This is a genomic window from Qipengyuania sp. S6317L1 (genome assembly GCF_023015615.1).
Taxonomy (GTDB): Bacteria; Pseudomonadota; Alphaproteobacteria; order Sphingomonadales; family Sphingomonadaceae; genus Erythrobacter.
The window spans coordinates 434253-457598 of record NZ_JALKAJ010000002.1 but is presented as its reverse complement, the minus strand read 5'-3'; the positions used below and the strand labels follow the sequence as shown (position 1 = coordinate 457598).

Annotated in this window: 17 protein-coding genes and 1 riboswitch; of the genes, 4 read left to right on the top strand and 13 right to left on the bottom strand. The window is 58.3% G+C overall.

Translation table 11 applies throughout. The annotated features are described in order from the left end of the window. The first annotated feature begins 145 nt into the window (after nucleotides 1–145). Together MWU38_RS03460 and MWU38_RS03455 are read left to right on the top strand one after the other, a co-directional pair. Entirely contained in the window at nucleotides 146–1879 is a 1734-nt protein-coding gene (locus tag MWU38_RS03460) for a class I adenylate-forming enzyme family protein (RefSeq protein ID WP_247270434.1), read from the top strand. Nucleotides 1880–1940: 61 nt separating this feature from the next. Next, nucleotides 1941–3170, top strand: a complete 1230-nt coding sequence (locus MWU38_RS03455) for a TetR/AcrR family transcriptional regulator (RefSeq protein WP_247270433.1) — start codon at nucleotides 1941–1943, stop codon at nucleotides 3168–3170. A gap of 3 nt (nucleotides 3171–3173) precedes the next feature. Here the strand turns inward: MWU38_RS03455 and MWU38_RS03450 are convergent, their stop codons facing one another. From MWU38_RS03450 to MWU38_RS03430, 5 genes are read right to left on the bottom strand one after another with little or no spacing between them, the layout of a single operon-like run. Beyond that, nucleotides 3174–4484: an MFS transporter gene (locus MWU38_RS03450; protein ID WP_247270432.1), complete on the bottom strand. Its 1311-nt coding sequence runs from the start codon at nucleotides 4482–4484 to the stop codon at nucleotides 3174–3176. Between the two features lie 4 nt (nucleotides 4485–4488). Then, on the bottom strand, nucleotides 4489–5559 hold the full coding sequence (locus MWU38_RS03445) for an acyl-CoA dehydrogenase family protein (protein ID WP_247270431.1): 1071 nt from the start codon (nucleotides 5557–5559) through the stop codon (nucleotides 4489–4491). A gap of 16 nt (nucleotides 5560–5575) precedes the next feature. Further along, the gene (locus MWU38_RS03440) at nucleotides 5576–6787 is read right to left on the bottom strand and encodes an acyl-CoA dehydrogenase family protein (RefSeq protein WP_247270430.1); all 1212 of its coding nucleotides are present in this window, start codon (nucleotides 6785–6787) and stop codon (nucleotides 5576–5578) included. Nucleotides 6788–6823: 36 nt separating this feature from the next. Further along, the gene (locus MWU38_RS03435) at nucleotides 6824–8329 is read right to left on the bottom strand and encodes an MFS transporter (RefSeq protein ID WP_247270429.1); all 1506 of its coding nucleotides are present in this window, start codon (nucleotides 8327–8329) and stop codon (nucleotides 6824–6826) included. Beyond that, the gene (locus MWU38_RS03430) at nucleotides 8326–9630 is read right to left on the bottom strand and encodes an acyl-CoA dehydrogenase family protein (RefSeq protein WP_247270428.1); all 1305 of its coding nucleotides are present in this window, start codon (nucleotides 9628–9630) and stop codon (nucleotides 8326–8328) included. Before MWU38_RS03430 ends, MWU38_RS03435 begins: the two co-directional genes overlap by 4 nt. 274 nt (nucleotides 9631–9904) lie before the next feature. Between MWU38_RS03430 and MWU38_RS03425 the strand changes: the two genes are divergently transcribed. Together MWU38_RS03425 and MWU38_RS03420 are read left to right on the top strand one after the other, a co-directional pair. Beyond that, complete coding sequence (locus MWU38_RS03425; protein ID WP_247270427.1) at nucleotides 9905–11719, top strand: CAP domain-containing protein; 1815 nt, start codon at nucleotides 9905–9907, stop codon at nucleotides 11717–11719. 57 nt (nucleotides 11720–11776) lie between these two features. Continuing rightward, on the top strand, nucleotides 11777–12646 hold the full coding sequence (locus tag MWU38_RS03420) for an NAD(P)-dependent oxidoreductase (RefSeq protein WP_247270426.1): 870 nt from the start codon (nucleotides 11777–11779) through the stop codon (nucleotides 12644–12646). Between the two features lie 28 nt (nucleotides 12647–12674). On the opposite strand, the gene MWU38_RS03415 is transcribed toward MWU38_RS03420, so the two are convergent. From MWU38_RS03415 to MWU38_RS03380, 8 genes are all read right to left on the bottom strand, one after another. Beyond that, entirely contained in the window at nucleotides 12675–14624 is a 1950-nt protein-coding gene (locus MWU38_RS03415) for a hypothetical protein (protein WP_247270425.1), read from the bottom strand. Nucleotides 14625–14793: 169 nt separating this feature from the next. Continuing rightward, nucleotides 14794–15594 carry an ABC transporter ATP-binding protein gene (locus tag MWU38_RS03410; protein WP_247270424.1) on the bottom strand — a complete coding sequence of 267 codons (801 nt, stop codon included), beginning with the start codon at nucleotides 15592–15594 and terminating at the stop codon, nucleotides 14794–14796. After that, nucleotides 15591–16568, bottom strand: a complete 978-nt coding sequence (locus MWU38_RS03405) for an iron ABC transporter permease (protein WP_247270423.1) — start codon at nucleotides 16566–16568, stop codon at nucleotides 15591–15593. Before MWU38_RS03405 ends, MWU38_RS03410 begins: the two co-directional genes overlap by 4 nt. Then, entirely contained in the window at nucleotides 16565–17419 is an 855-nt protein-coding gene (locus MWU38_RS03400) for an ABC transporter substrate-binding protein (protein WP_247270422.1), read from the bottom strand. The genes MWU38_RS03405 and MWU38_RS03400 overlap by 4 nt, the downstream gene beginning before the upstream one ends. Nucleotides 17420–17424: 5 nt before the next feature. Beyond that, nucleotides 17425–19350, bottom strand: coding sequence for a TonB-dependent receptor (locus MWU38_RS03395; protein ID WP_247270421.1), 1926 nt, complete (start codon nucleotides 19348–19350; stop codon nucleotides 17425–17427). A 161-nt stretch (nucleotides 19351–19511) separates the two neighbouring features. Then, nucleotides 19512–19736: riboswitch (cobalamin riboswitch) on the bottom strand. Between the two features lie 45 nt (nucleotides 19737–19781). Then, nucleotides 19782–21038 carry a UDP-N-acetyl-D-mannosamine dehydrogenase gene (gene wecC, locus MWU38_RS03390; protein WP_281494510.1) on the bottom strand — a complete coding sequence of 419 codons (1257 nt, stop codon included), beginning with the start codon at nucleotides 21036–21038 and terminating at the stop codon, nucleotides 19782–19784. A gap of 89 nt (nucleotides 21039–21127) precedes the next feature. Continuing rightward, entirely contained in the window at nucleotides 21128–22249 is a 1122-nt protein-coding gene (gene wecB / locus MWU38_RS03385; RefSeq protein ID WP_247270420.1) for a UDP-N-acetylglucosamine 2-epimerase (non-hydrolyzing), read from the bottom strand. A 24-nt stretch (nucleotides 22250–22273) separates the two neighbouring features. Next, nucleotides 22274–23287, bottom strand: coding sequence for a CDP-alcohol phosphatidyltransferase family protein (locus MWU38_RS03380; protein ID WP_247270419.1), 1014 nt, complete (start codon nucleotides 23285–23287; stop codon nucleotides 22274–22276). Nucleotides 23288–23346: the final 59 nt, after the last annotated feature.

Below are 23346 nucleotides of genomic sequence, written 5' to 3'. Positions count from 1 at the left end.
GCAAAGTCGCCTCGCCAGCAAATGCGAAACAGGGGATCAACGCAAATGCAATTTCCCCCGGTTGAATCGATGCACCGGCTGCCAAGGTCGGAACGACGTAGCGTGAGGACACGCGTAGGTTAGAATTACCCGAGGGGAGAGTGGGATGGGAACTTTGGCGAAATCGATTGGCTGGAAAGCCCCGGCAGGGTGGCCTGCACTCAATCGAGAGCAATGCGAGAAGATACTCACCGCACATGGGCAGCGGTTCGAGATGGAGACGCTTGATATAGGAGGCATCCCGACGCGGGTCTGGAAGAACGCTCCCGAGAACCTTCGTGTGCTCGCAATGGTCGGTGCTGGTTACGCGGACCGGGAATTTCTGGTCTATGAGGATGAGAGGGTTACCTACGATGCCTGGTTCCGCGCGGTGTCGTCGCTTGCCCATGAGTTGCAGCGGCAAGGTGTAGAGAAGGGCGACCGTGTTGCCTTGGCTATGCGCAATCTTCCCGAATGGCCTGTCGCCTTCTTCGCAGCAGTCACCATCGGGGCGATCTGTGTGCCGCTGAATGCGTGGTGGACCGGAGATGAGCTCGCCTACGGCTTACAGAATTCGGGCACCAAGGTCCTGATCTGCGATGACGAACGCTGGCAACGTATTGCCCCGCATGTCGCGGATATCCCATCACTAAAGGCGAGCTTCGTCTCGCGCGGAGATGTTTCGGGCGAGGGGGTGCAGACGCTGGAGTCAGTCATTGGCACGCCAGAAAACTATTCCGATCTTCCGCAACAGGCGCTGCCCGAGGTGACAATCGCACCCGATGATGATGCGACCATCTTCTACACCAGTGGGACGACAGGCCGTCCGAAAGGCGCGCTTGGCACCCATCGCAACTTGTGCACCAATATCCTTTCAAGCGGCTACAATGCGGCCTGTGCTGTCCTTCGGCGCGGAGAGGAAATGCCCGAGCCATCTCCTCGCACAACGCTAACCGTTATTCCGCTGTTCCACGTCACCGCCTGTTCGGCCGGTCTGATGGGCAATATCGCCGCCGGAAACAAGCTGGTCTTCATGTACAAATGGGACCCGGTGAAGGCTTTCGAGATTATCGAGCGCGAGAAGGTCCACGCTACTGGCGGTGTGCCCACCATCGCGTGGCAGTTGATCGAACATCCCGAACGCAAGAATTACGATCTCTCCAGCATCGAAGCCATTGCCTATGGCGGCGCACCTTCCGCGCCAGAATTGGTGCGCAAGATACACGAGGTGTTCGGCGCCTTGCCCGGCAATGGTTGGGGTATGACCGAGACGATGGCCACAGTCACAAGCCATTCAAGCGAGGACTATCTCAACCGCCCCGATAGCTGTGGCCCGCCCGTGCCCGTCGCCGATCTCAGGATAATGAGCGAAGACGCCGCGCATGAATTGCCGGCCGGCGAGATCGGAGAATTGTGGGCACGCGGACCTATGGTGGTGAAAGGCTATTGGGAAAACTCGGAAGCGACCGCCGAAACTTTCGTCGATGGCTGGGTCAGAACCGGCGACCTTGCCCGTCTTGATGAAGAGGGCTGGTGCTACATCGCTGACCGCGCCAAGGACATGATCATACGCGGGGGCGAGAACATCTATTCCTCCGAGGTGGAGAACGTTCTTTACGACCATCCAGCGGTTACGGACGCGGCGCTGATTGGCCTGCCGCACCAGCAGTTGGGCGAGGAGCCGGCGGCAGTCGTGCACCTCGCTCCGGGCACGCACGCAACCGAAGCCGAGCTGCAGGAATGGGTCGCTGGACGGCTTGCCAAATTCAAGGTTCCCGTCCGGATTGTCTTCTCGAAAGAGACGCTGCTGCGCAACGCGAACGGCAAAATCCTGAAAAAGGAGCTTGCAACCTTGTTCTGATACGGGGGATTTTAGACTGCGCTGGCTCGAAACTTTACAAAAAGTACCGTAAAGGAGGGATATGGCGGCGAGAGGCGAAAGTACGAAACGGTTTGGCGAAAAGCGCCAGGCGATCGTGCACGCCGCCTCGGTTCTGATAAATGCGGTGGGTGTACAGGCGACGACCCTGTCCGATGTGGCGAAAGCGATCGGCCTCAACGCTACCAGCATCACCTATTATTTCTCACGCAAGGACCAGCTGGTTGTTGCCGTCTATGAGGAAACGCTGGACCGGATGGAGCGTATGGCGAGCGAGGCGCTGGCCGAGCCCACCCCCGCGAAACGTCTCCACAAATATGTTGCACTCCATGTCGAGTTGCGCGCTCGCGTAAGACGCGGCGAGAGCGGGCTTTTAACGGCACTGTCGGAAGTGCGGACTTTAACCCAGGAACGACAAAAGCCTCTGCTTGAACGATACAGCAAGGTTGTCGAGACAATCAGGCAGTTTTTCGGACAGGCCGATACATCTGAAAAGCGCGCCTTGTTCTCGGCGCGGGCGCATATCCTGCTCGAAGCCATGATGTGGTGGCCCGTTTGGTCGCTGCGCTACTCGACACTCGATTTTCCGAGAGTTCAAGAGCGCATCGTAGACATCCTCAGTTTTGGCATCCCTGCGAGGAAAGGCGAATGGGATCCCTTTACGCTCCACAACCGCACTTGGCGTACGGATAATGGCGGTGACACGAAGCAGAACGAGGAGTTTTTGCGCGTCGCGACAATCATGATCAACGAGCGTGGCTATCGCGGAGCTTCGGTCAACCGCATCGCCGAAGCGTTGAATGTGACCAAGGGCAGTTTTTATCATCACCACGAGGCCAAGGACGATCTCGTGCTGGCGTGTTTCCAAAACAGCTACGACCGGCTTTCGGCAACGCAAATGGCAGGGCAAAATGCCCAAGGCGACTATTGGACCCGGCTTGCCAGCGTCCTTCACGAATTGCTTGATGTGCAGTTCTTCGACCAAACGCCGCTGCTGCGCACCACTGCTCTGCAAGCGCTGGAACAAGAGCACAGGATGGATGTCGTTACCCGCTCGAACCGGCTCGCCAGGCGGTTTGCCGGGATGTTGATTGACGGCATTGCCGATGGATCGGTCCGCGCCATTGATCCGCTCGTGGCAAGCCAGATCATCATGTCCACGCTCAACGGCGCTTACGAGGCCCGCCGCTGGGCGCAGCGTTTTGATGACGGCGAAATGGCGATCTGCACCTATGTCTCTGCCTTGTCCGAAGGCCTGCTGGCGGACGTTTGAACTTTATCGGGCGGCCCGGTTGCGCGGTTCACGCACACGCAAGACCAGCACTGCCACAGCAAAGGTCATCGACGCCAATACCACCACGAAGAGCGGCATAAAGCCTGCTCCTGCAACCAGCAGACCCGCCGCGATTGGCCCGATTGCCGCGATTGCCCCCTCGACGGTGGTGACAAAAGCGAGCCGCATCGGGATATCCTCGCTTGCTCCGAACTCAAGCACCATTGTGGTCGAGGCAAGCATCCAGCCCGATCCGCCAACCCCCAAGAAAACAAAGGCGGCGTAAATCGGCAGTTCGCTGCTCCCGGCGATCAGTAGCGCGACACCCACGATCGATGAGATTAGCGAGAGAAGATAGACCAGCTTGAAGCCGAACCGGTCGCCCAACGGGCCCCAAAAAATGTTCGAGACGGTGTCCGAGCCGAGGAACACGAAGCTGAGCCCGCCGATCAGCGCGCCATCCAAACCCAGTTGCAAGCCTGCATAGACCGTCCAGAACGGTGCACCCACGCGGGCCATCGTCGAAAAGCTGTGGGTGACCAGGAAGCCTGAAAAGTCGCGGTCACGCAGCAAAGCCGGAAATTCCTTGATTCGGTCCGCTATCCGCATCTGGGGACGAGAAACCGGTGCGGCAGGCTCGCGTATCATTGTCTTGAGGACAATCAGCCCCGCGCTGGTCAGCAGGAAAGCGAAAAGGAATGTCGTCGCGTAGCCATTGCCCAACCATTTGTCGGCAATCAGATAATTGCCTGCCACCCACGCCAGAATGGCGGCGATCAACCCGCCTGCAAAGTTGCGATAGCCCTGCAATCGACCGCGCTGGCGGATCGGGATTAGCTTGCTCATCAGCATCTGGAAGGCGACCCGCTGCGCGCCTGTAAAAAAGCCGAGCAGGAGAAAGCTGGCGAAGGTGGCCACCAGCAGCAAATTTCCGGTCAAGAACCAACCGGACAGTGCCAGAAACAGGATCATCAGCCGCATGAGTGATCCGACATTGATCGCATAGGGCAGGATGTGGCTGCGGTGCTCAATCCTTGATCCGCTCAGGATCGGGCTGATTGTTGCGCCCAATTGCAGCAGTGCCGCACCAAGGCCAACGGCCGCGGTGCTATCGGTCAGCAGCAGCATATAGGCAGGAATGATCGTGGGCGCATAGATCAGGCGAAAGCCCGTCATTCCCAACACGCCGTGGATGAAATTCGCGCGGTAATTGCGTTTCAGATTGTCTTCGACAAAACGCGCATGGTCGGCCAGAGCACGCTGCTGCTGCGCGCTGGCCGAATTCAGTCCTGCAGAATTCTCAAGCGGGTCCAAAGCCTCAATAGCCGCCGAGCGTTGCGAAACGATCCTTGAGGAAGGATGTGCTGCCCCAACTCGCTTCGAGTACACGGGCACGCTTCAAATAGAAGCCCATATCGTATTCATCGGTCATGCCGATCCCGCCGTGCAACTGTACACCTTCGCGGCTCATCATGTGCAGCACGCGGTTCGCTTCGGCCTTGGCAAGTGCGGCTGCCTGCGCAGCCCGGAAGCCAGAATCCAAAGCCTGCAAACCGCCTTCGACCGCTGAACGCATCATCGCAAGATCACCGAACAGGTCGGCCATACGGTGTTGCAATGCCTGGAAGGTTGCGAGCACCTGATTGAATTGCACGCGTTGTTTGAGATAGTCGAGCGTTGTGTCGAACACTGCCTGCGCCATGCCGAGCATTTCGCACGCGGTCAAAATGCGCGCTCGGTCAAGCACGTCGTCGAGCAGGCTGTCCTTACCGCTCGCCAGTTTGTCAGCAGCTGCGCCTTCGAAAGTTACCTGCGCATGGCTGCGCTGGTCGGTCAGCTTGCGGTCAGACAGCGAAACGCCTTTGCCCGCTTCGACCACATAGAGGCCATCTGCGGCAGCGACGATAAACAGTGTTGCTGCGTGCGGTTCGTGGACGAAAGCCTTGGTTCCGCTGATGGCCCCGTCCGATATGGTGGTCGCGAAATTGGAAGGGGCGTGGCGCGCGCCTTCATCGACTGCGAGCGTGCCGATCGCTTCCCCTCTGGCGAGTTTGGGCAAATATTTTGCCTTCTGTTCGTCACTGCCGCCCAGCACGATTGCCGCGGCTGCGATGGTGGTCGCAATCAGCGGGCTTGCAGTGAGCGTTTTGCCGAGTTCCTCGACTATCAGGCCTGCAGAAAGCCAGCCAAAGTCCGAACCTCCATATTCTTCCGGAATAATCACTCCAGCCCAGCCCATTTCCGCCATCGCGCCCCAAGCGCCATCGTCGAAAGCCTTGGGATCGCCGCTCGATCGCACTTTGCGAAATTCGGTCACCGGGCTTTCATTGGTCGCCCATTCGCGCGCCATATCGCGCAGCATTTCCTGTTCTTCGTTGAGAACCGCCATTTTCAGCCCCCCCTTCTTACTGGTGATCGAGCATACCAAGCACGCGCTTGGCGATGATGTTGTTCTGGATCTCGGTTGAACCGCCGTAAACCGTCGTCGCCTTGCCAAACAGCCAGCCGCGCACGCCCGAAAGCTCTGCGTCGCTGAAGCCTTCACCTTCCCAGCCAAGCCCTTGCAGGCCCATGATCTCGATCATCATTTCGGAGCGTTCCTGCCCAAGTTTTGTCCCGAGTTTCTTGAGGACCGAACTGATTTCCGAAACGCCCCCATGCGCTTTGCTTTCCTCGGTGGCACGGCGGGCGGTAAGTAGGAAGGCGCCCCAACGGATTTCGAAATCGGCGATCCGGTCGCGCAGCGCCTTATCCGCGATCTCTCCCTTGTCATCTGTCTCCATATACTTCTTGGCGAAAGCAGACAGGCTCACACCCATTGCGCGAGCCACGGAGTTGCCGCCCGACAAATTGGTGCGTTCGTGCTGAAGCAAACGCTTTCCGATGGTCCAGCCTTGGCCTTCTTCGCCGACAAGGTTCTCCTTGGGCACCTTCACATCGGTGAAGAATGTTTCACAAAACGGGCTCATTCCGCTGATCATCTGGATAGGGCGAACCTCGACGCCCGGCGTATCCATGTCGATCAGAAGGAAGCTGATACCTTTGTGCTTGTCGGACCTGTCAGTGCGCACGAGGCAAAAGCATTTGTGCGCCCATTGCCCGCCGCTCGTCCATGTTTTCTGTCCGTTGACGAGGTAGTAGTCTCCCTTGTCCTCAGCGGTGGTTTGCAAATTGGCAAGATCCGAACCGGCATTGGGTTCGGAGTAGCCCTGACACCAGCGGATTTCACCGCGGCAGATGGGCGGGATGTGTTCGCGCTTCTGCTCCTCGTTTCCATATTCGAGGAGTGTAGGGCCAAACATCATGACACCCATTCCGCCGATCGGGTTGTAGGCGCCGGCTTTCACCAGTTCTTCGCCCAGAACCGCGGCCTGTTTGCGTGTGAGGCCGCCGCCGCCGTATTCCCGGGGCCAGGTGGGGGTGCCCCAACCGCGTGCGCCCATCGCCTCGCGCCATGCTTTTTGCGCATCGCTTTCGCGAAGGGCGCTCTCGATACCGGCTAGCGGGTTGCCCTTGGCTTTCAGTTCTTGCGGGAAGTTCTCGGCCAGAAAGGCGCGCACTTCTTCGCGAAACGCATCTGTCTCACTTCGATCTGCGGTGTTAGTTTGGGTCGCCATCTTTGCTTCCTTTTCCGGTGTGTTGTCGCGCAGGCTCTACCGCGCCGGACTGCCGATGGGCGCATCGCGCAACTCTTGCTCGCGCGCTTCGGCTTCGCGGGCACGAAGCACCTCTACATTGCGTTCGTGCCGCTCTTGCGTGATCGGGTAGAACAGCAGGATCAGCGCTCCCACAGTCCATAGCCCCAATGATGTCGGGACATAATGAAGGATCAGACTGTCGACCGTCGCATCGGCAATCGTCGCGGGGTCGGCTCGTTCTGGGAAGCTGGATGCAGCCAGCACTTGGCCTGCCAGAAAGATCCCCACCGCGTTCGAGCATTGCTGCATGAAGCTTGAGGCTGAGAAGAAGGTCCCTGCTTCGTGCCGCCCCGTTTCCACCGCGCTGTCTTCGACCACGTCCGCGAGCATGGCCGATGTGTTGATCAAGGAAATCGCCACCATCGAACCGTAAACCGCGCCTATGGCAAAGAGCGTAGGCAACAACATGGGATCCCCCGGCAAAAAGAACGCATCGAAATAGCTCAGGATGAGAGGGGAAACGCCAATCGAGACCCCCACGATGGCAAATATCATCGAGCTTGCACGTTTCCCGATCAATCTCGAAAATACTGGCGCAAGCGGGGCGGCGAGCGTCGCTGCGACAAGGCTATCAACCGTAAGGATCGCGAGCTCGACCGTGTTCAGCTTGAAAAGATATGTGCCGAAATAGAGGGTGGTGGCGCTGTACAGTCCGATCGCAGAATACTTGCACACGCCAAATCCAAAGATCGCCAGAAAACCGCGATTTCGAAATGCGGCTAACATTTCGCCCAGATGTTGCCCGAAGGACAGTTTTTCATCATCGGGTACAACGCTCGCCTGCCGCATATAGGGCACGCGGTTTTGCGTCCCTACGCTGCAGATCACCATGGCAAGGAACATGAGGCCCGCACCCAGCGCGGCAAAACTTTCGTAGCTTGCCGGGTTCAACTGGCCTTGCGGGAAAGCTTGCGTCTCAACGAAAATGAACGCGAGACAGAAGCTGGTGAAGCCATAGGCCCCTGCATATCCAAACCAGTAGCGCAGGCTGAACAGCTTGGTTCTGTGTGCGTAGACTTCGGTCAATTCCGCAGCCATCGCCGAGGTGTTGATCTCAAATGCGCTGATAGAGGCGCGCGTCGCCGCAGCTAATGCGAATATCCATAAGCCCAGCTGGATATGGGAGAGCCCGTCAGGCGGGAACCATGTCAGGAAGAAAAATATCGAGGTCGGAATGATCGCTGCATACATGAATGGGTGGCGTCGTCCCAACCGGCTGTGGGTCATGTCTGCCCACCGTCCCAGGAACGGATCGACCACTGCATCAACCAAAAGAGTGCAGGCCAGCGCCGTGCCCACGATAGACGCCGGCACGCCCACGACCTGATTGAAGTAGAGCATCAAATAGCTGGAAAACGCAGCGCCCTTGATGCCATTTGCCATCGCGCCGGTCCCGTACGAGACGCGGTTCACCAGCGACAGGGGCGGGGCGGTGTTCACCGCTTGAGATGCCTCGGTCACTCTGCTGCTTCCGCTGCCTCGACCAATTCTTCAGGAGGGCCGTACCTCTGCAACGCCTGCTCCCTCCGCGCTATCAGCGAGTAATCGGGAAATATCGGATCGCCGACATCCTTGTAATCGCGCAGGTGCTGCTTTGCGACAGTCACCTTATGGACTTCGGTTGGACCATCGGCGATGCCCATCACCATCGAGCCAATAAGGTTGCCCACGAAGGGCATTTCGTTCGACACGCCGAGCGAGCCGTGGATGTGGATGCAGCGCTTCGCGATGTTGTGGTACACCGTCGGCATCAAAGCTTTGATCGCCGCGATGTCTTTGCGAACCTTCAGATAATCCTGATATTTGTCGATCATCCATGCGGTCTTGAGCACGAACAATCTGAATTGTTCCAGTTCGATATAACTGTCTGCGATCTGCATCTTCACTGTCTGGTAGTCAGCGACGACGCCGGTGCGCGTCTTGCGGCTGACCGCGCGGCGGCTCATCGCATCGAGGAGGCGCTTGCAATTGCCTACGGTGCGCATGGCATGGTGCACGCGGCCACCACCCAGGCGCGTTTGCGAAATCGCAAAAGCTTCGCCCTGTTCGCCGAGCAGATGATCGGCAGGGACGCGCGCGTCGGTATAGCGCACATAGCTTTCCGAGCCGTCTTGCTGACCATAGACACCGACATTTCGGATGATTTCCACGCCGGGCGTATCAACCGGCACGATAAACATGCTCATGCGCTTGTGACGCTGTGCATCGGGATTGGTAACGGCCATGACGATCAGGAAATCGGCCCATTTGCCATTGGTCGAGAACCACTTCTCGCCGTTGATTTTCCAATGATTGCCGTCGAGCACGGCGGTGGTAGCAAAATTTGTAGGGTCGGAACCACCTTGTGGTTCTGTCATCGAAAAGGCCGAAACGATTTCATTCTCGAGCAAAGGTTCAAGATACCGTGCCTTCTGTTCGTCGGTCCCGTAATGCGCAATGATCTCTGCATTTCCGGTGTCGGGAGCCTGGCAGCCAAACACGATCGGCGCAAAAGTGGCACCGCCCAAAATCTCGTTCATCAGGCCCAGTTTAACCTGACCATACCCTCGCCCGCCCAGTTCAGGCCCAAGATGACAAGCCCACAAACCCCTATCCTTAACTTCCTGCTGTAGCGGGCGGACCAGTTCGTTCCTGCGGGGGTTTTTGACATCGTATGGGTGTATTCCGAGCATTCCGAGCGGCTCGACTTTTTCACGGACGAACTCTTCCATCCAATCGAGTTGTTCCTGAAATTCTGGGTCGGTTTCGAAATCCCATGCCATCAATTTCTCTCCCAATGGCACCATTCTTGGCGCTCTTGACAAATGGCATACCCATTTTTTGAAAAACGGGCAAGGTTCATAGGGCTCGCCCCATTTCCCCGTCCGGCCGTTTACTTGCCGTTGAGATCCCGAATACTGGAGGGGGCAAACGGTGGTCGCACCGCGCGCCCCGCTTGTCGCAAAGCACCTCTCATTTGCCGCATTCAGGAGTGATAAAGCGGGTTAACGATAGTTTTCTACCCCGTGATAATCATCCTTGGGGGAAGGTGAGTGTATGTCGACTGCAACCGATCTTGAGCAATATAACCTCGAACTGATCAATGACGCGCGTCTTGATCCGATGGGGAACGCGGCGCGTTATATTTCTTCCTATGACCCGTTGACGGCACGCTTTTCGAACATCCAATCGGCGCTCAATTTCTTTGGCGTGGATGCAGACGATCTGCTTTCGGGGTTCGAGGCGCTCGTGCCCACCGCTCCGGTTGCCTGGAATGATAATCTCGCGCTCGCCGCGCGCACCCACAACGGTGAGATGATTGCGGCTGACGAGCAAAGTCACCGGCTGCCCGGAGAGGCCGGGCTCGGCGATAGGATTACGGCGGCCGGATACACCGGGTGGTTTACGGTCGCCGAGAACGTCTTCGCTTTCACGCAGGATATCATGTACGGCCACGCAGGTTTCATGGTCGATTGGGGATTTGAGCCCAACGGTATCCAGAATCCGGCCGGCCATCGCATTGCGATCATGAACCCCAATTATTCTGAGATCGGCATCGGGGCGACCCCTGAAAACAATCCCGGCACCGATGTCGGTCCGCTTGTGGTAACGCAAAACTTCGGCAACCGGGGCGGCATATTCCTTCTGGGCGTTGCCTACACCGATAGCGATCAGGACGCGTTTTACACGCCTGGCGAAGGGCTCGGCACGCTCAATGTGACCGTGGGTGGGCAGCAATTCACGAGCGGCTCGGCGGGGGGCTATAATGTCGAGCTTTCCCAGACCTCCAATGTTCAAGTGACCTTTGGCGGGGCTGCAACCAATCAATCTGCCTCCCTCACTCTCACGAATGTGACGCAGAACGTGAAAGCAGATGTGGTCAATGGCGACACTCTGCGGCTGTCTGGTTCGGGCCATGTTGAAGGCTTTGCCAACATTGTCGTGATATCGCTTGCCGGCCTCACGGTTTCATCGGGCGAGGGTGCGCAGACATTCCTTGGCCACGCCGGCAATGACACATTCGATGGCGGGAGCGGGATCGATACGGCGGCTTTCGGCGGGGCTTCATCCAGTTTTACCGTCACCCAGACCGCGCTCGGCGTGTTCGAGGTGTCCGGCGCAAATGGCACCGATACGCTCACCAATATCGAATATCTCGAGTTTGATGATACTGTCATCCGCCTGCTTCGCGGTACCGGGGTAAGTGTCAATTTCGATACGGTGGACCCATCGGTCTATCAGTCGGCGATGGACAATATCCTCGATTTCGACGGCAATGCGCTTGGTGGAAATGGCGCATGGCTGCGCATTGGCTCGACCGACGTGAACGGCGATGGCGATGTGGATCAGATCCTCGTCAACGATGCAATTGGCCGCTTTGCGACGGTTGGCACGGCAGATGACGGGCTTGTCTATTTCAACGACAACACATGGGCCGGTGAGACCCGGGTAGCGGGCATTTACATCGACCCGCTGGTTGAAGCCGGCATCGTCGAGCAGTTTGGCCCCAACGATAGCCAGCAACGCTTCCAGAACGACCTTCAGATCGAGAACATCAACAGGGTGCTTGGTTCAAACGACTATGATGGCGACGGCATCTGGGAGGTCTATTTCGCGCTTACCGACGGCACGGCATACCTGCGCGCGCTGATGCACGCGGATGGCAACATTCGCTATGCCAACTATCAGTCTGAGCAGGGGGTGCGCGATTACCTGACCGCGCACGGTTTTGGCGAAGAAACATTCGGCACGTGGTTTGGCGGCGGCGCTGACGGACAAAGCGCCGATAACCCCCCGGTCGCCCTGTCAGGCGCGGACACGAGCGCGATGTTGCACTTTCTTGATCCAATGCAGCACGAGTTCTTCGGCTGATTGGCGCAGCGCCAAAAGACTTTGCCTGTTTCCCGTTCAATGGATTAGGCAATGCGCATGGCACGCTACGCTATAACAGGCAGTTCGGGGCGCATCGGGCGGGCGATCCACCGCGCGCTTCTTGGCGATCATGATGTCGTCGGACTAGATCGTTCGCCGTGCTCGGCGACCAGCATGATCGGCGATCTGTGCGACGAAGACCTCCTGAAGCGCGCCTTTGAAGGGTGCGAGGCGGTGTATCATACTGCGGCTCTGCACGCCCCGCACGTGGATATTTTGCCAGATGAAGAGTTTGAACGGATAAATGTCGAAGGGACTGCGAATGTCCTGCGGATCGCGAGCGAACAAGGAGTGCGGCGGGTAGTCCTGACAAGCACAACCGCGCTTTATGGTTATGCTTCGCATGACGATGGCAAAGCCACCTGGATCACGGAAAAAACCACACCGCAGCCGCGCACGATCTATCATCGCACCAAGCTTGCAGCAGAAGCGCTTGCTTGCGATGCTTCCAGTGACGCGCTTAAAATTGGCGTCATCCGCATGTCGCGCTGTTTTCCAGAGGCAGCTCCACTCATGGCGGTCTATCGGCTGCACCGGGGCATTGATGCGCGTGATGTGGCAAAGGCGCATCTGGCGGCCGCACAGGCGGATTTCGGACGATTTGGCGTGTTCATCATTTCAGGACAAACCCCCTTCAACCCCGGCGATTGTGGGGCGCTCAAGTCCGATGCTGGCGCAGTGCTGCGCGAAAGGGCGCTTGATCTGGCAGAAGCCTTCGACGCCCGCCATTGGACGCTTCCTCATAGCATCGACCGCATCTACGTGGCTGACAAAGCGCAAGAAGTGCTTGGCTGGAAAAGCGAATTTGGCTTTGCCGAAGTGATCGACGAGCTTGATCGCGGCTCAAGCGAAGTGTTGCCAGCATGAGGCGGGCACGCGCGCTTATCAGGCAGCTCTAGCCATGTGACTGGCTGTTTCTCTTGCGCAGCCACACTGCCCACATGCTCAAACATGCCTGCATGATCGAGTTGAGAAGAAGCAGGAGAAACAGAACCACGACCGGCGCGAACGGGCGATGTTTGCCGAATAGACATTCTACCCAACCCTGCACATGATCGAGCCCCATGACGCATTTGACAACAGCGTCGATCGCACTTGCGAAGACCGCCATCCAGATGACAATAGTCGGAAAACCGAACAGGATATTGGCCCAGTAGGACACACGATCGATTGTGATCCCGATTTTGAGATCACGCGCTCGCTCTTCGCTTGGTTCGGGACTTGCGTTCAGCTCGTATCGGCATTCGGCAAGATCGCGGCTCACCTCCTGACGATAGCGGGATATGCCCGCGGTATAGACCCCGCCCATCATCAAGCTCAGCCAGAACATCCCCCAACCCAGTATTGTAGGGATAAGCTCACTCCAGCTCCATTTCTTGGAAATGGGAACGGCATCCGGACTGAATTGGAAGCCAGCGGGAAGCGTTCCTCCCAATGCGGTTATCAAAAGACCGAGGAGTACAAAGCACGCGAGGTAAACGACCATCGTTGCCCAGAATGAATTGTTCAGCCTCTGGCGATCATGGGTTCGGACCGTGGCCTTTAGCGAAGCGATATGCGGAGGCTCGCTTGGTTCCCGGATGAGTTGATCGATCACTTCATCGTGAAAAGTCGCATAATGGCTGGGCTGTGTGGCTGTCCCACGCGCGCTTGACCATTCCGGCCTGAAATACGCCGTGTGCGATGCGCCATATAGCGCCCGGCTTGGACGCACGAGGTTCACCTCTTCAGGCAGGTCCCTTTGCTGCTCGGCAGGCAGATATTTTCTGTAGCGTTCCAGAAGGCCCGAGACGGGGTCTCCGCCTGACACGATGTTGATCCAGCGCGTGTTGTCGAAAACGCCGTGATCGCGCGCAATACCTTTGGCGCCAACCCCTTTTTCGAAAGCCACAATCCGTGGCCAAATGGCGCCGAAGCTGCCCAGCGGGCTGCCGTAGGTGACGAAATTCGTAAGGTTTGCGAACAGTTTGCCCTTGTTGATGCAGTCCGGGTGATCCAGCCATGCAGGCCGCGCGGGGATCATATCATGGGTATCATCGCGCAGGCGGCAATCGGGATCTCGTTTAAGGTCGTCTGGCAGATCATCCCAAAGCTCCTTCTCGCAATAATTGGGCAAGGTGTGCCCGATCTCACCGATCCCGTTGAAGGCGAGGACCGAGCCGAGTGAATGGGCAAGGATGCTCCAGGTGTCGTAATCGCGTGCGCCCATGGCGACCATCTGGCTTATCATACGCCGCCTGATCGCGACCCGCGTCGCATGACCGGGATCGCTTGGAACGCCCCGGTTGGGTGTTCCGCGCTTCTGATAAATTTCGACATCGCCCATGTAATCTACAATCAGGTCGAGCGAGACCTTCTTACCGGTGATAAGGCTCAGAACGCGAAAAATGCCCCATGTGCTGATGAAAAGGAGCGAGGCGACGATACCCGCCCACGCAAGGCTCATGCGGGAATAAACCTGTATGAGCGGGGACAAGGACGTCGATCGCGGCACGTGGACGCTCGGTCGTTTGGTCGTCTCGGGCATGTGCGAAAGCTTGGTCGCATCGCGTTTGGCGTAGATCGGCGCGTTCCATTGACCGAGCCCCCAAAGCCAGAAGCTGATCGCTTCGCCAAGACCACGCCGTTTCCCAAGATCCGCCCACCACACCTCGTGGCATTCGAACGCCACATCGATGCCTTTATCGGGCACGCGGTAATGAATGGTCATGGGCGCAGCGGGATGTTCGTGATTGCCCGCACGTCTGATGCGAGGTGTATCGAGCGGATCGCCCCACTCATGCGTGCGATCCACAATCGAAACGTGCGCATCTCTATGGGGATGGACGCGGAGTAATTCAGCCAATCGGGCCGCTGTTTTTCGCAAATGCTCCCACGGCTTTTGCTGGCCGATGCCATGCACGAACAACAGGCCAATTCGTTTTGGCTGGCTCACATCATATCCCCCAAATCTTCAGACCTGCACCAGTCAGAACCGCAACATTGCCGAGAGGGGATACAGGTTCGGGGACGGGCTAGATGTGACGTTTGACCATATCGCCCGCAGGGCCTTCAATGTGCAGCTTAACCGCGCCCTGCGCCGTCCTATCAACGCGGGCCTCAATGCCGAAAACATCGCTGAGCCGCTCAGGGGTCAGGGTGTCGGCAGGACTTCCTTCGGCCACGATCTGCCCTTCCTTCATCCATACGATGCGGTCGCAATAGCGCGCAGCAAGAGCAAGGTCATGAATTACGCAAAGCACCGCGCGGCCATCGGTCGTGGCGCGTTTGAACAGGCTGAGCACCTCGTGCTGGTGCCGCGGATCGAGTGCGGCGACGGGCTCATCAGCGACTAGCACTGGCGTTTCGGCGGCAAGGGCCCTCGCTAGGTGGACGCGCGAAAGCTCTCCGCCGGAGAGAGTATCTGCCGGGCGGTTTTCAAAACCATCGAGGTTACAAGCGGTAAGGGCGCGGGCGATGGCCTGTTTATCGGTGTCTGAAAGCCGGTCAGGCGCGGCCCCATATGCGAACCGGCCAAGCGCCACGAGGTCGCGCACCGGTTGCGGCCAGGCGAGCGGGCGAGTTTGCGGCAAGTATGCGATTTTGCGCGCGCGTTCGATTGGCGAGAGAGATGCGATGTCACTGCCTTCGATGGCGGCGTGCCCTCTATCTGCTTTGAGCAGCCCCATGATAAGACGCAGAAACGTCGTTTTGCCCGCGCCATTGGGGCCAATCAATGCCGTAAGCGTGCCGGGGGTGAGGGAAAGGTTCGCACTCTGGACAAGTGGGCTTGCCTCGGCCGAATATGACAAATCGTGCGCTTCTAGCAGCGTCATGCCAGCCTCCTCCTGCTCGCGATCCAGATGAAGACGGGCGCACCGATAAGCGCAGCAACGACCCCCAGTTTGAGTTCCGCATCGGTCGGGATGACGCGCACGCCAATATCGGCGAGCACCAGCAGCACTGCACCGAGCAAAGCGGAAGGGACCAATAGGCGGCTGGCATCATAGCGAACGAAAGGGCGCACCAGATGCGGCGCGACGATGCCGACAAAGCCAATTGCCCCCGCAAGCGCGACCGACGCGCCTGTGGCAAGCCCCGCGCCGACGATTATGGCGATCCGTTGCTTCTTGAGGTCCAGGCCGAGCCCTGCGGCTGCCTCGTCCCCGAGCGTCAGGGCGGATAAGCCGCGCCGCATTGCCAGAAGTATCGCCATTCCCGCAAACGCGAATGGCGCTGCAAAGGCCAGGTCCTGAAAGCTGCGATTGGCGACCGTGCCAAGGGTCCAATTGACAAGATCGGCAAGGCTGAAGGGGTTGGGTGACAGGTTCATCAACAACGCCATGAGCGCGCCGGCAAAGCTGGACAGGCCAACACCGATAAGGATCAATGCAACTACCGATTGCGTACGAAGTGCTGCCGCTGCGACCAGAAATGTTGCGAGCAATGCTCCCGCGACCGCCGCGACGGGGAGCACGAAAGGTCCGCCCGCCGCGAGCCCGAAATAGAGCGTCACACTGGCGCAAAGGGCTGCGGTTGCAGAAACGCCGAGGATGCCGGGTTCGGCGAGAGGATTGCGCAAGAGGCCTTGCAACGCGGCTCCGCTCATTCCGAGGGTCGCTCCCACAAATGCAGCAGCGAGGCTCCTCGGCAAACGGATGTCCCAGATGACCAATTCATCGCCAGGGGATCCTGCGAATGTGAGCGCGCCAAGCACTCGGTCCAAGGGCAATGGTACTGAACCCAAGAGGAGCGAGGCGAGGATTGCTGCGGCCAACGCAAGCCCGAAAAGCATCGACATCCGGCTCATTTCTCGTCCGCCTTTGCCGCGCCGGCGGTGTTTGCCATCGCCTCAACCGCTTCGACCAAAAACCACCCACCGCACGCGGTCCAGGCGCCTTCGACCTTGGCGACCGGAAGCTCGCTCAACTGCTTTTGCGCAATGGTGTGGCGCGCGGCGCTCCAACTGTGGGTGCTGCCTGCTTCGTTTTCGAAGAATGATGCGACCACCACATCAGGCCGTTCATAAACAAGCCGTTCCAGCGGGATCGGGTTCCACCCGGCGCGATCCTGAAAGTTGGAAAGGCCTGCTGCGACCATGAGTTCATGCACGAGCGATCCCTTGCCCGAAGTTACTCCGCCTTCGGCCATGTAGAGAGCTTTGGGCAAGGGGTTTTTGGTCGCCTTGAGCCTAGCCAATCGGGCATCCATATCCGCAACCAGCGTGGTCGCCTCATCGGCTTTACCAAGCGCGCTGCCAATGCGTATTACTTCGCCGCGCACCTCGGCAATGGTTCCCGGATAGCCGATTTGCACAAGCTCGACCCCTGCGCGCTCGAGAAACGATCCTATCTGCGGACCGCCGCCATAGGAGCGCACGACCAGATCGGGTTCAAGCGCCAAGACATCGGCGCTGCGTGGGCGCACTTGCGCAATGTCGGAGGCCTCAGCGCGCAGATATGAGAAGGACTTGTCCGCATCGGGTGACAGCGCCACGATGTCCTCTCGCTCGGCAAACTGCAGGACATATTGGTCAGCACAATAATCGAGACTGACAATGCGCCGCGGCGCGTGCGCTGCTTCAGGTGCAGACGAAGCCTCCTCCGCTTCGGAACAACCGAAGAGGAAGAGGCTCAACAGCACTGAAAGACCCGCGCGCATCAGCATCACATCCGGTAGCGGACACCGCCAAAGACCGCACGGCCCGGCGTTCCAAAACTGGCGACCGTCTCGTAATCTTCATCGGTGATGTTCTCGATCCGGCCAAAGATTTCAAGAGCGTCGGTCACGGCATAGCTTGCTCGAACTTCTCCGACGAAATAGCTGTCGATGGAAACAGTGTTGAAGCTGTCATCGAAACTGTCACCAACCATCGAGACAGTCACACCAAAGCCAACGCCGCTGTCCGTCTGATAATCAGCGACAAGGCTCGCGGTATCCTTTGCTCGGCGTGCCAGACGGTTGCCGGTTGTGTCGTCAAAGGCGCTGATTGTGGTGTAATTGAGTGCAAGGTCGAAACCGTCGACGGGCTGCAATGCAACGCTGAATTCCCATCCATCTGCGCTTACGCTGTCAACATTGACATAAGTGCCAAACGGGCGAGGGGTGGCGGGATCGTTGCACACCGGGATGCTCGCGTCACATCCGGCAAAACCGATTTCATTCGTGCCATCGCGCACAAAATATGTGACGCCCACTTGCGCAGCGCCATCAAGGAAGCTGTGAGTGATGCCTGCATCCCAGCTTTCGGATTTTTCCGCAGTAAGGCCCGGATTGCCGAAATCGCTGAAACGTTGGAACAGGGAAGGGGCCTTGAACCCCTCACCATAACTAGCGCGGAGCACCGTTGCTCCACCGTTTGGCGAATACGCACCGCTCGCAGCAAAGATGGTCGCGCTGCCGAATGTGTCGGTATCGTCATAACGAAGCCCACCAGTGAGCGAGAGGCCTTCAAAGGGACTTACGGTGATTTCGGCATAGATGGAGTTGATCCATGCATCCTGCGGGTCGGTTACAGCGCCAAAGCTAACCGAAGAGTATTCGGATTCCTCGCGCTCTGCCCCGAACACGATTTCAACCGCATCGTCAGCGTCAATCACGCCTTGATATTCGAACCGGCGCGTTTCCCCGCTGCCGACAAAGGTTTCAAAGTTCGTGTCGTTGTTGAAGTTGCGGCGATCGATATCGGTGTAGCCAAAGCCGATCCGGTTGCGAAATGCGCCGTCGAAGAGGGCGGCATTTATCCCGGCATAGCCGACAAAATCCTCGCGAAAGGAGACTTCGCCCGTATCACCGAAAGAGAAATCAGGCAGGAAACCGTCAATCTCGGTCTCCCCATCAGCATAGAAAGCGCGAAGATCGAGCGAGACACCATCCGTGATTTCGACGAAAACTTTGCCGTTCACGCCAAAGCTCTCAAAGCCGTCATTCTCGACCCCGCCACGATCTTCATTAAACGTTGAGAAGCCGCCTGTTGTGAAATAGGTACCGCCAAGGCTCGCTGCCACGGGACCAAATTTGCCCGAGACGTTTCCGACAAATTCTGCGGTGTCGCGGCTGCCGTATTCGGCCTTGGCAAACACACCGAGCTCTTCGGTCGGCGCGCGGGTTAGAAGATTGACAATCCCGCCGATTGCCTGGCTGCCATAAAGTACAGATTGCGAGCCGCGTACGACTTCGACGCGGGCAATATTGCCTGTGAGCAGAGGGCCAAAATCAAACCCGCCGCCGATGGAAGAAGGGTCATTGATCTTGATGCCATCAACCAGAACGACTGTTTGCGCGCTCTGAGCGCCCCGAATGGAAACACCCGTGGCGGTCCCGATCCCGCCGTTGCGGTTGAACGTAACACCGGGAACGGTGCGAAGGATGTCCACTACATCGCTTGCCTGACGGGTAATGATTTCCTCTTCGCCAATCACAGTGACGCTTGCGCCCACTTCAGCAATAGGCCGGGCAGTGCGGTTGGCGGTGACGACGATTGCGTCAGAGCCCGGCATTTTCGCGCCTTGAGGGTCGGTGGTTTCCGCCTGAAGCGCGGCGGGAAGCAGCGCCAGGGTCGAGGCGGCTGCAACCAGATTAATCGGTTTCATTGCAATGCATTTCCAAAGTCTCGCCACGCAGAGGCCCCGAACCCCACACGGCACATTCGACAGTGGGCCCGCCGTGGTCGACAAACCACGAACGAGGGAGACACCCAAAGCTGTCGCTACTTCGGAAGCAATCTTCCTGTCCCACTGGGCTGGACCCGGCCCCGGACGAACGACGCGATGGCAGGTCTCCTGGCTTGCTGATCATTGCACCTGAACCGTCTTCCCAGCCTTAGTCCTAACGGACGCCGGCCAGTGACTTTGGTGGTTCAGGGCTCCCAGTTTACAGTTGCGGGCACAGCGCCGGACTTGCCTGTTTCTGGCTCACCGGCTTCCCTCTTAGCTGCGAACGCTTGCGCGCTCTCAGCACCATCTGGGACGCGGGCTAGAGCGGCGTGGCTTTTGTGTCAATTTTATCAGACTTATGAAAAGTGTTAGCTCCACACGCCGCGCGTGTCGTAGACCACCGCGTCTCCGCGTTCTTCGGGCGGGATGGCCTTGAAGACATCGTGATCGACGAGCAGCAACAGAATGCCGCAGTCCTCAAGCGCCTCGTCAATGTCGACAAGCTCGGCGTTCGTTCCGTCAAATTCGCGGGGTAGCTCGGAGGTGTAAGGTTCGACCACTTTGACACGGTTGCCGTAATCCTTGGCGAGTGACACCGCGATATCGAGCGCGGGGCTCTCCCGGAAATCGTCGATATTGGCCTTGAAGGCGAGGCCGAGACAGGCGATTTTTGCGTCAGGATTGGCGTCAGCGATCGCCTCAGCGCGGGCAAGCACGTGGTGCATTTTGCCATCGTTTGTCTCGCGCGCTTGGCGGATGATATTCGCCTCGTCGGGAGCGCCGTGGACGATAAACCACGGATCGACCGCAATGCAGTGGCCGCCGACACCGGGGCCCGGTTGCAAAACGTTCACGCGCGGGTGACGGTTGGCGAGGCGAATGACCTCCCACACATCAAGAGCCTGCTTGTCGGCGATCATCGACAATTCGTTGGCAAAGGCGATGTTCACGTCGCGAAAAGCGTTTTCGACAAGCTTTGTCATTTCCGCCGAACGCGCATCGGTGACGACGCATTCGCCTTTTACAAAGCGTTTGTAAAAGGCGAGCGCCTTTCTCGCGCAGCGCGGCGTGATCCCGCCGATCGAGCGATCATTGTGGATCAGTTCTTCCAGAATACGGCCCGGAAGCACGCGCTCTGGGCAATAGGCGATGGAAACATCGGGCGTGCCTTCGCACAGGCCCGGCATGGCAAGATCGGGGCGTTTTTCCGCGAAAACATCGCGCATCTTCTCGGTTGTCCCCACGGGCGAGGTCGACTCGAGGATTACGCAGTCGCCTTTTTTGAGGACGCCTGCGACTTTTTCGGCAGCTTGCAGGATGTAGGAGATATCCGGCGTGTGCTTCCCATCGTTCGAGAACGGGGTGGGCACCGCGATCACGAAAACGTCCGAAGGCTCAACATCGAGGCTCGCGGTAAGCAAACCGTCGTTGACGACCGCCTGAACAAGGCCGTCGAGATCGACCTCTTCAATATGCACTTCGCCGCGATTGATCGTTTCGACCACCGCTTCGCTCACATCCACGCCCTGCACCTTGCAGCCTGCGCGCGCCATGACCGCAGAGGTCGGCAATCCGATATAGCCAAGGCCAATCACACTGGCGTTGAGGGTCGTCTTCTTAAGCAATTGAGTGCTCCATGCTTGGGGCACGCTTTGCCCCGCGTGGCACACGCGTTAACTGCAAGAAGATAATAATCGGTAAGGACGAACCCGGTTTAGCGCGCGAGGAGATCGCAAATACGCTGTGAAGCATGTCCGTCGCCAAAGGGATTGTGCGCGCGGGCCATCGCTTCATAGGCCGTCTCATCGTCGAGCAACACGTTGACTTCGTGGACGATTTTGTCGGCATCGGTGCCGACCAGCTTGGCCGTGCCGGCCTGGACCCCTTCGGGCCTCTCGGTTGTCTCGCGCATCACCAAAACCGGCTTGCCAAGCGCAGGCGCCTCTTCCTGGACACCGCCACTATCGGTCAGCATGATCGTCGAGATATCGAGCAGGCGGGCAAAATGCGGATAATCGAGCGGCTCGATCAGCGCGACATTATCGAGCCCTGCAAGCTTCTCGTTCATTACGCTACGCACATTGGGGTTGAGGTGCACGGGGAAAATGATCGCCACGTCCTTGCGGGCAGCAATTTCGTGCACGGCACGGGCGATCGCCTCCATCCCGTCTCCAAAATTCTCGCGCCGGTGGCTTGTCATGCCGATGATGCGTTTGCCTGCAAAGTGGTCTTCGATCTCGGCAAGGCCCGCCGCGAGGTGGGGTTTTGCCGCAACCTCTTTCGTCACCCAATGCAGCGCATCGATCACCGTGTTGCCGGTGACGTGGATGGTCGCAGGATCGACGTTTTCCGCGCGTAGAGCAGCAGCGGCCGTTTCAGTTGGCGCGCAGTGGAGCTTGGCAAAGCCTCCCACGACCTTGCGGTTCACTTCTTCTGGCCACGGACGATAAATGTCTCCGCTGCGAAGTCCGGCTTCGACGTGGCAGACGGGGATCTGGCGGTAATAGGCGGCAAGCGCGCCTGCCATAACCGTCGTCGTATCGCCTTGGACGATTACCCAATCGGGTTTTTCCTCGTCCATCACCGCGCCAATCCCGGTGAGCGCTGCTGCTGTGAGCGCGTCGAGCGACTGGTTGGGCTTCATCAGATCAAGATCGTGATGAGGCTGGACACCGGCAATCTCAAGCACGGAATCGAGCATCGAGCGGTGCTGAGCGGATACGCAAATCCGGCTATCAAAGCGCGCATCCGCCTCCAGCGCGTGGAGCACGGGGAAGAGCTTGATCGCCTCGGGCCGTGTGCCGAAGACTGTGAGGATGCGCTTTTGATCAGACATGACGCCTCCGTTAACCGCTTTTCGTTAGGATTGTCTTGCGCTTGTGCGAACCAGGACAGCAAGGACGGTCACGAGCCAGATCGCGGTCGCGCAGGCAAAGATCAGAAGCATCTCCCGGGCAAATCCGAGCACGAAGGTAAGCGCAAAGATTGCCGCATAAACATCGCGCGAGGTGATCGCTGCGAGAAAGCTTGTGATCTTTGACGGGCGGGCACGGAAATTGTTCTTCACTGCATCGAATGTGAAGGGGCCGCCCATCGCCACCGACCTTAATCCCAATGCGGTCAAACCAATTGCCAATATGCCAAGCCCGATAGCGCCATAGGACGCTCCCCCGGTATCGCCCTGCCAGTAAAGGTTGAGCGAGGCGAAGCACAGAAAGGCGAGATTGGTGATGCCATCTGTTATCGTGTCGAGCTTCGCCCCGAACTGTGACGAGCGCATGGTAGCGCGCGCGATTTCGCCATCGACCCCGTCGATGACTGATGCCGCATGGAAGAGAAGAGCGCCCGCGATCAGGCCCTGTGCGCCATCAAAAAGCAGTGCTGCGGCCATCAGGAGCCCGGTGAAGGCTGCCAATCCGGTGGCGTGGATCGGTGTCACTCCAGGTATTTTTAGTAGCACTCGCGTGATCGAGCGCGAAATCGGGCGGTTCAAATAGCGCGAAACAAGGCCATCGGAGGGCTTGCCCGTGGCTTTCAATATGTCTGCGCCAAGAGCGCGGAGGGCCTTCTGAGGCGAGGCTGAATGCCTCCCGCAGAGCAATTCAATCGCGTCAATGGTCTCTACGGTTTTTTGAGATGCGCGTGCTGGAGGCTCGAAAGCCTCAACACCATTCGTTGGCAAAAGGCGCGCAAATTCGCTTTTCGACCATTCAGACGGGCTCCATCCGTCGCTTGCGGCGATTAAAACACTGTCACCTTCGGCCAAAGCGGCGCGCTCTTTCAAAGCAATCCCTGCACGCACCGCGGCCGGAACCCCTGCTACAAGCTGGTTTGCCACTGCGTTGCTGGGAAAAGACAGGTGGGCACGCGCCATGGTCTCTTTCTTTCTCCGGCGAAAAATCATTTTCAAGCCCGCGCCTTGCGCCTAATCGT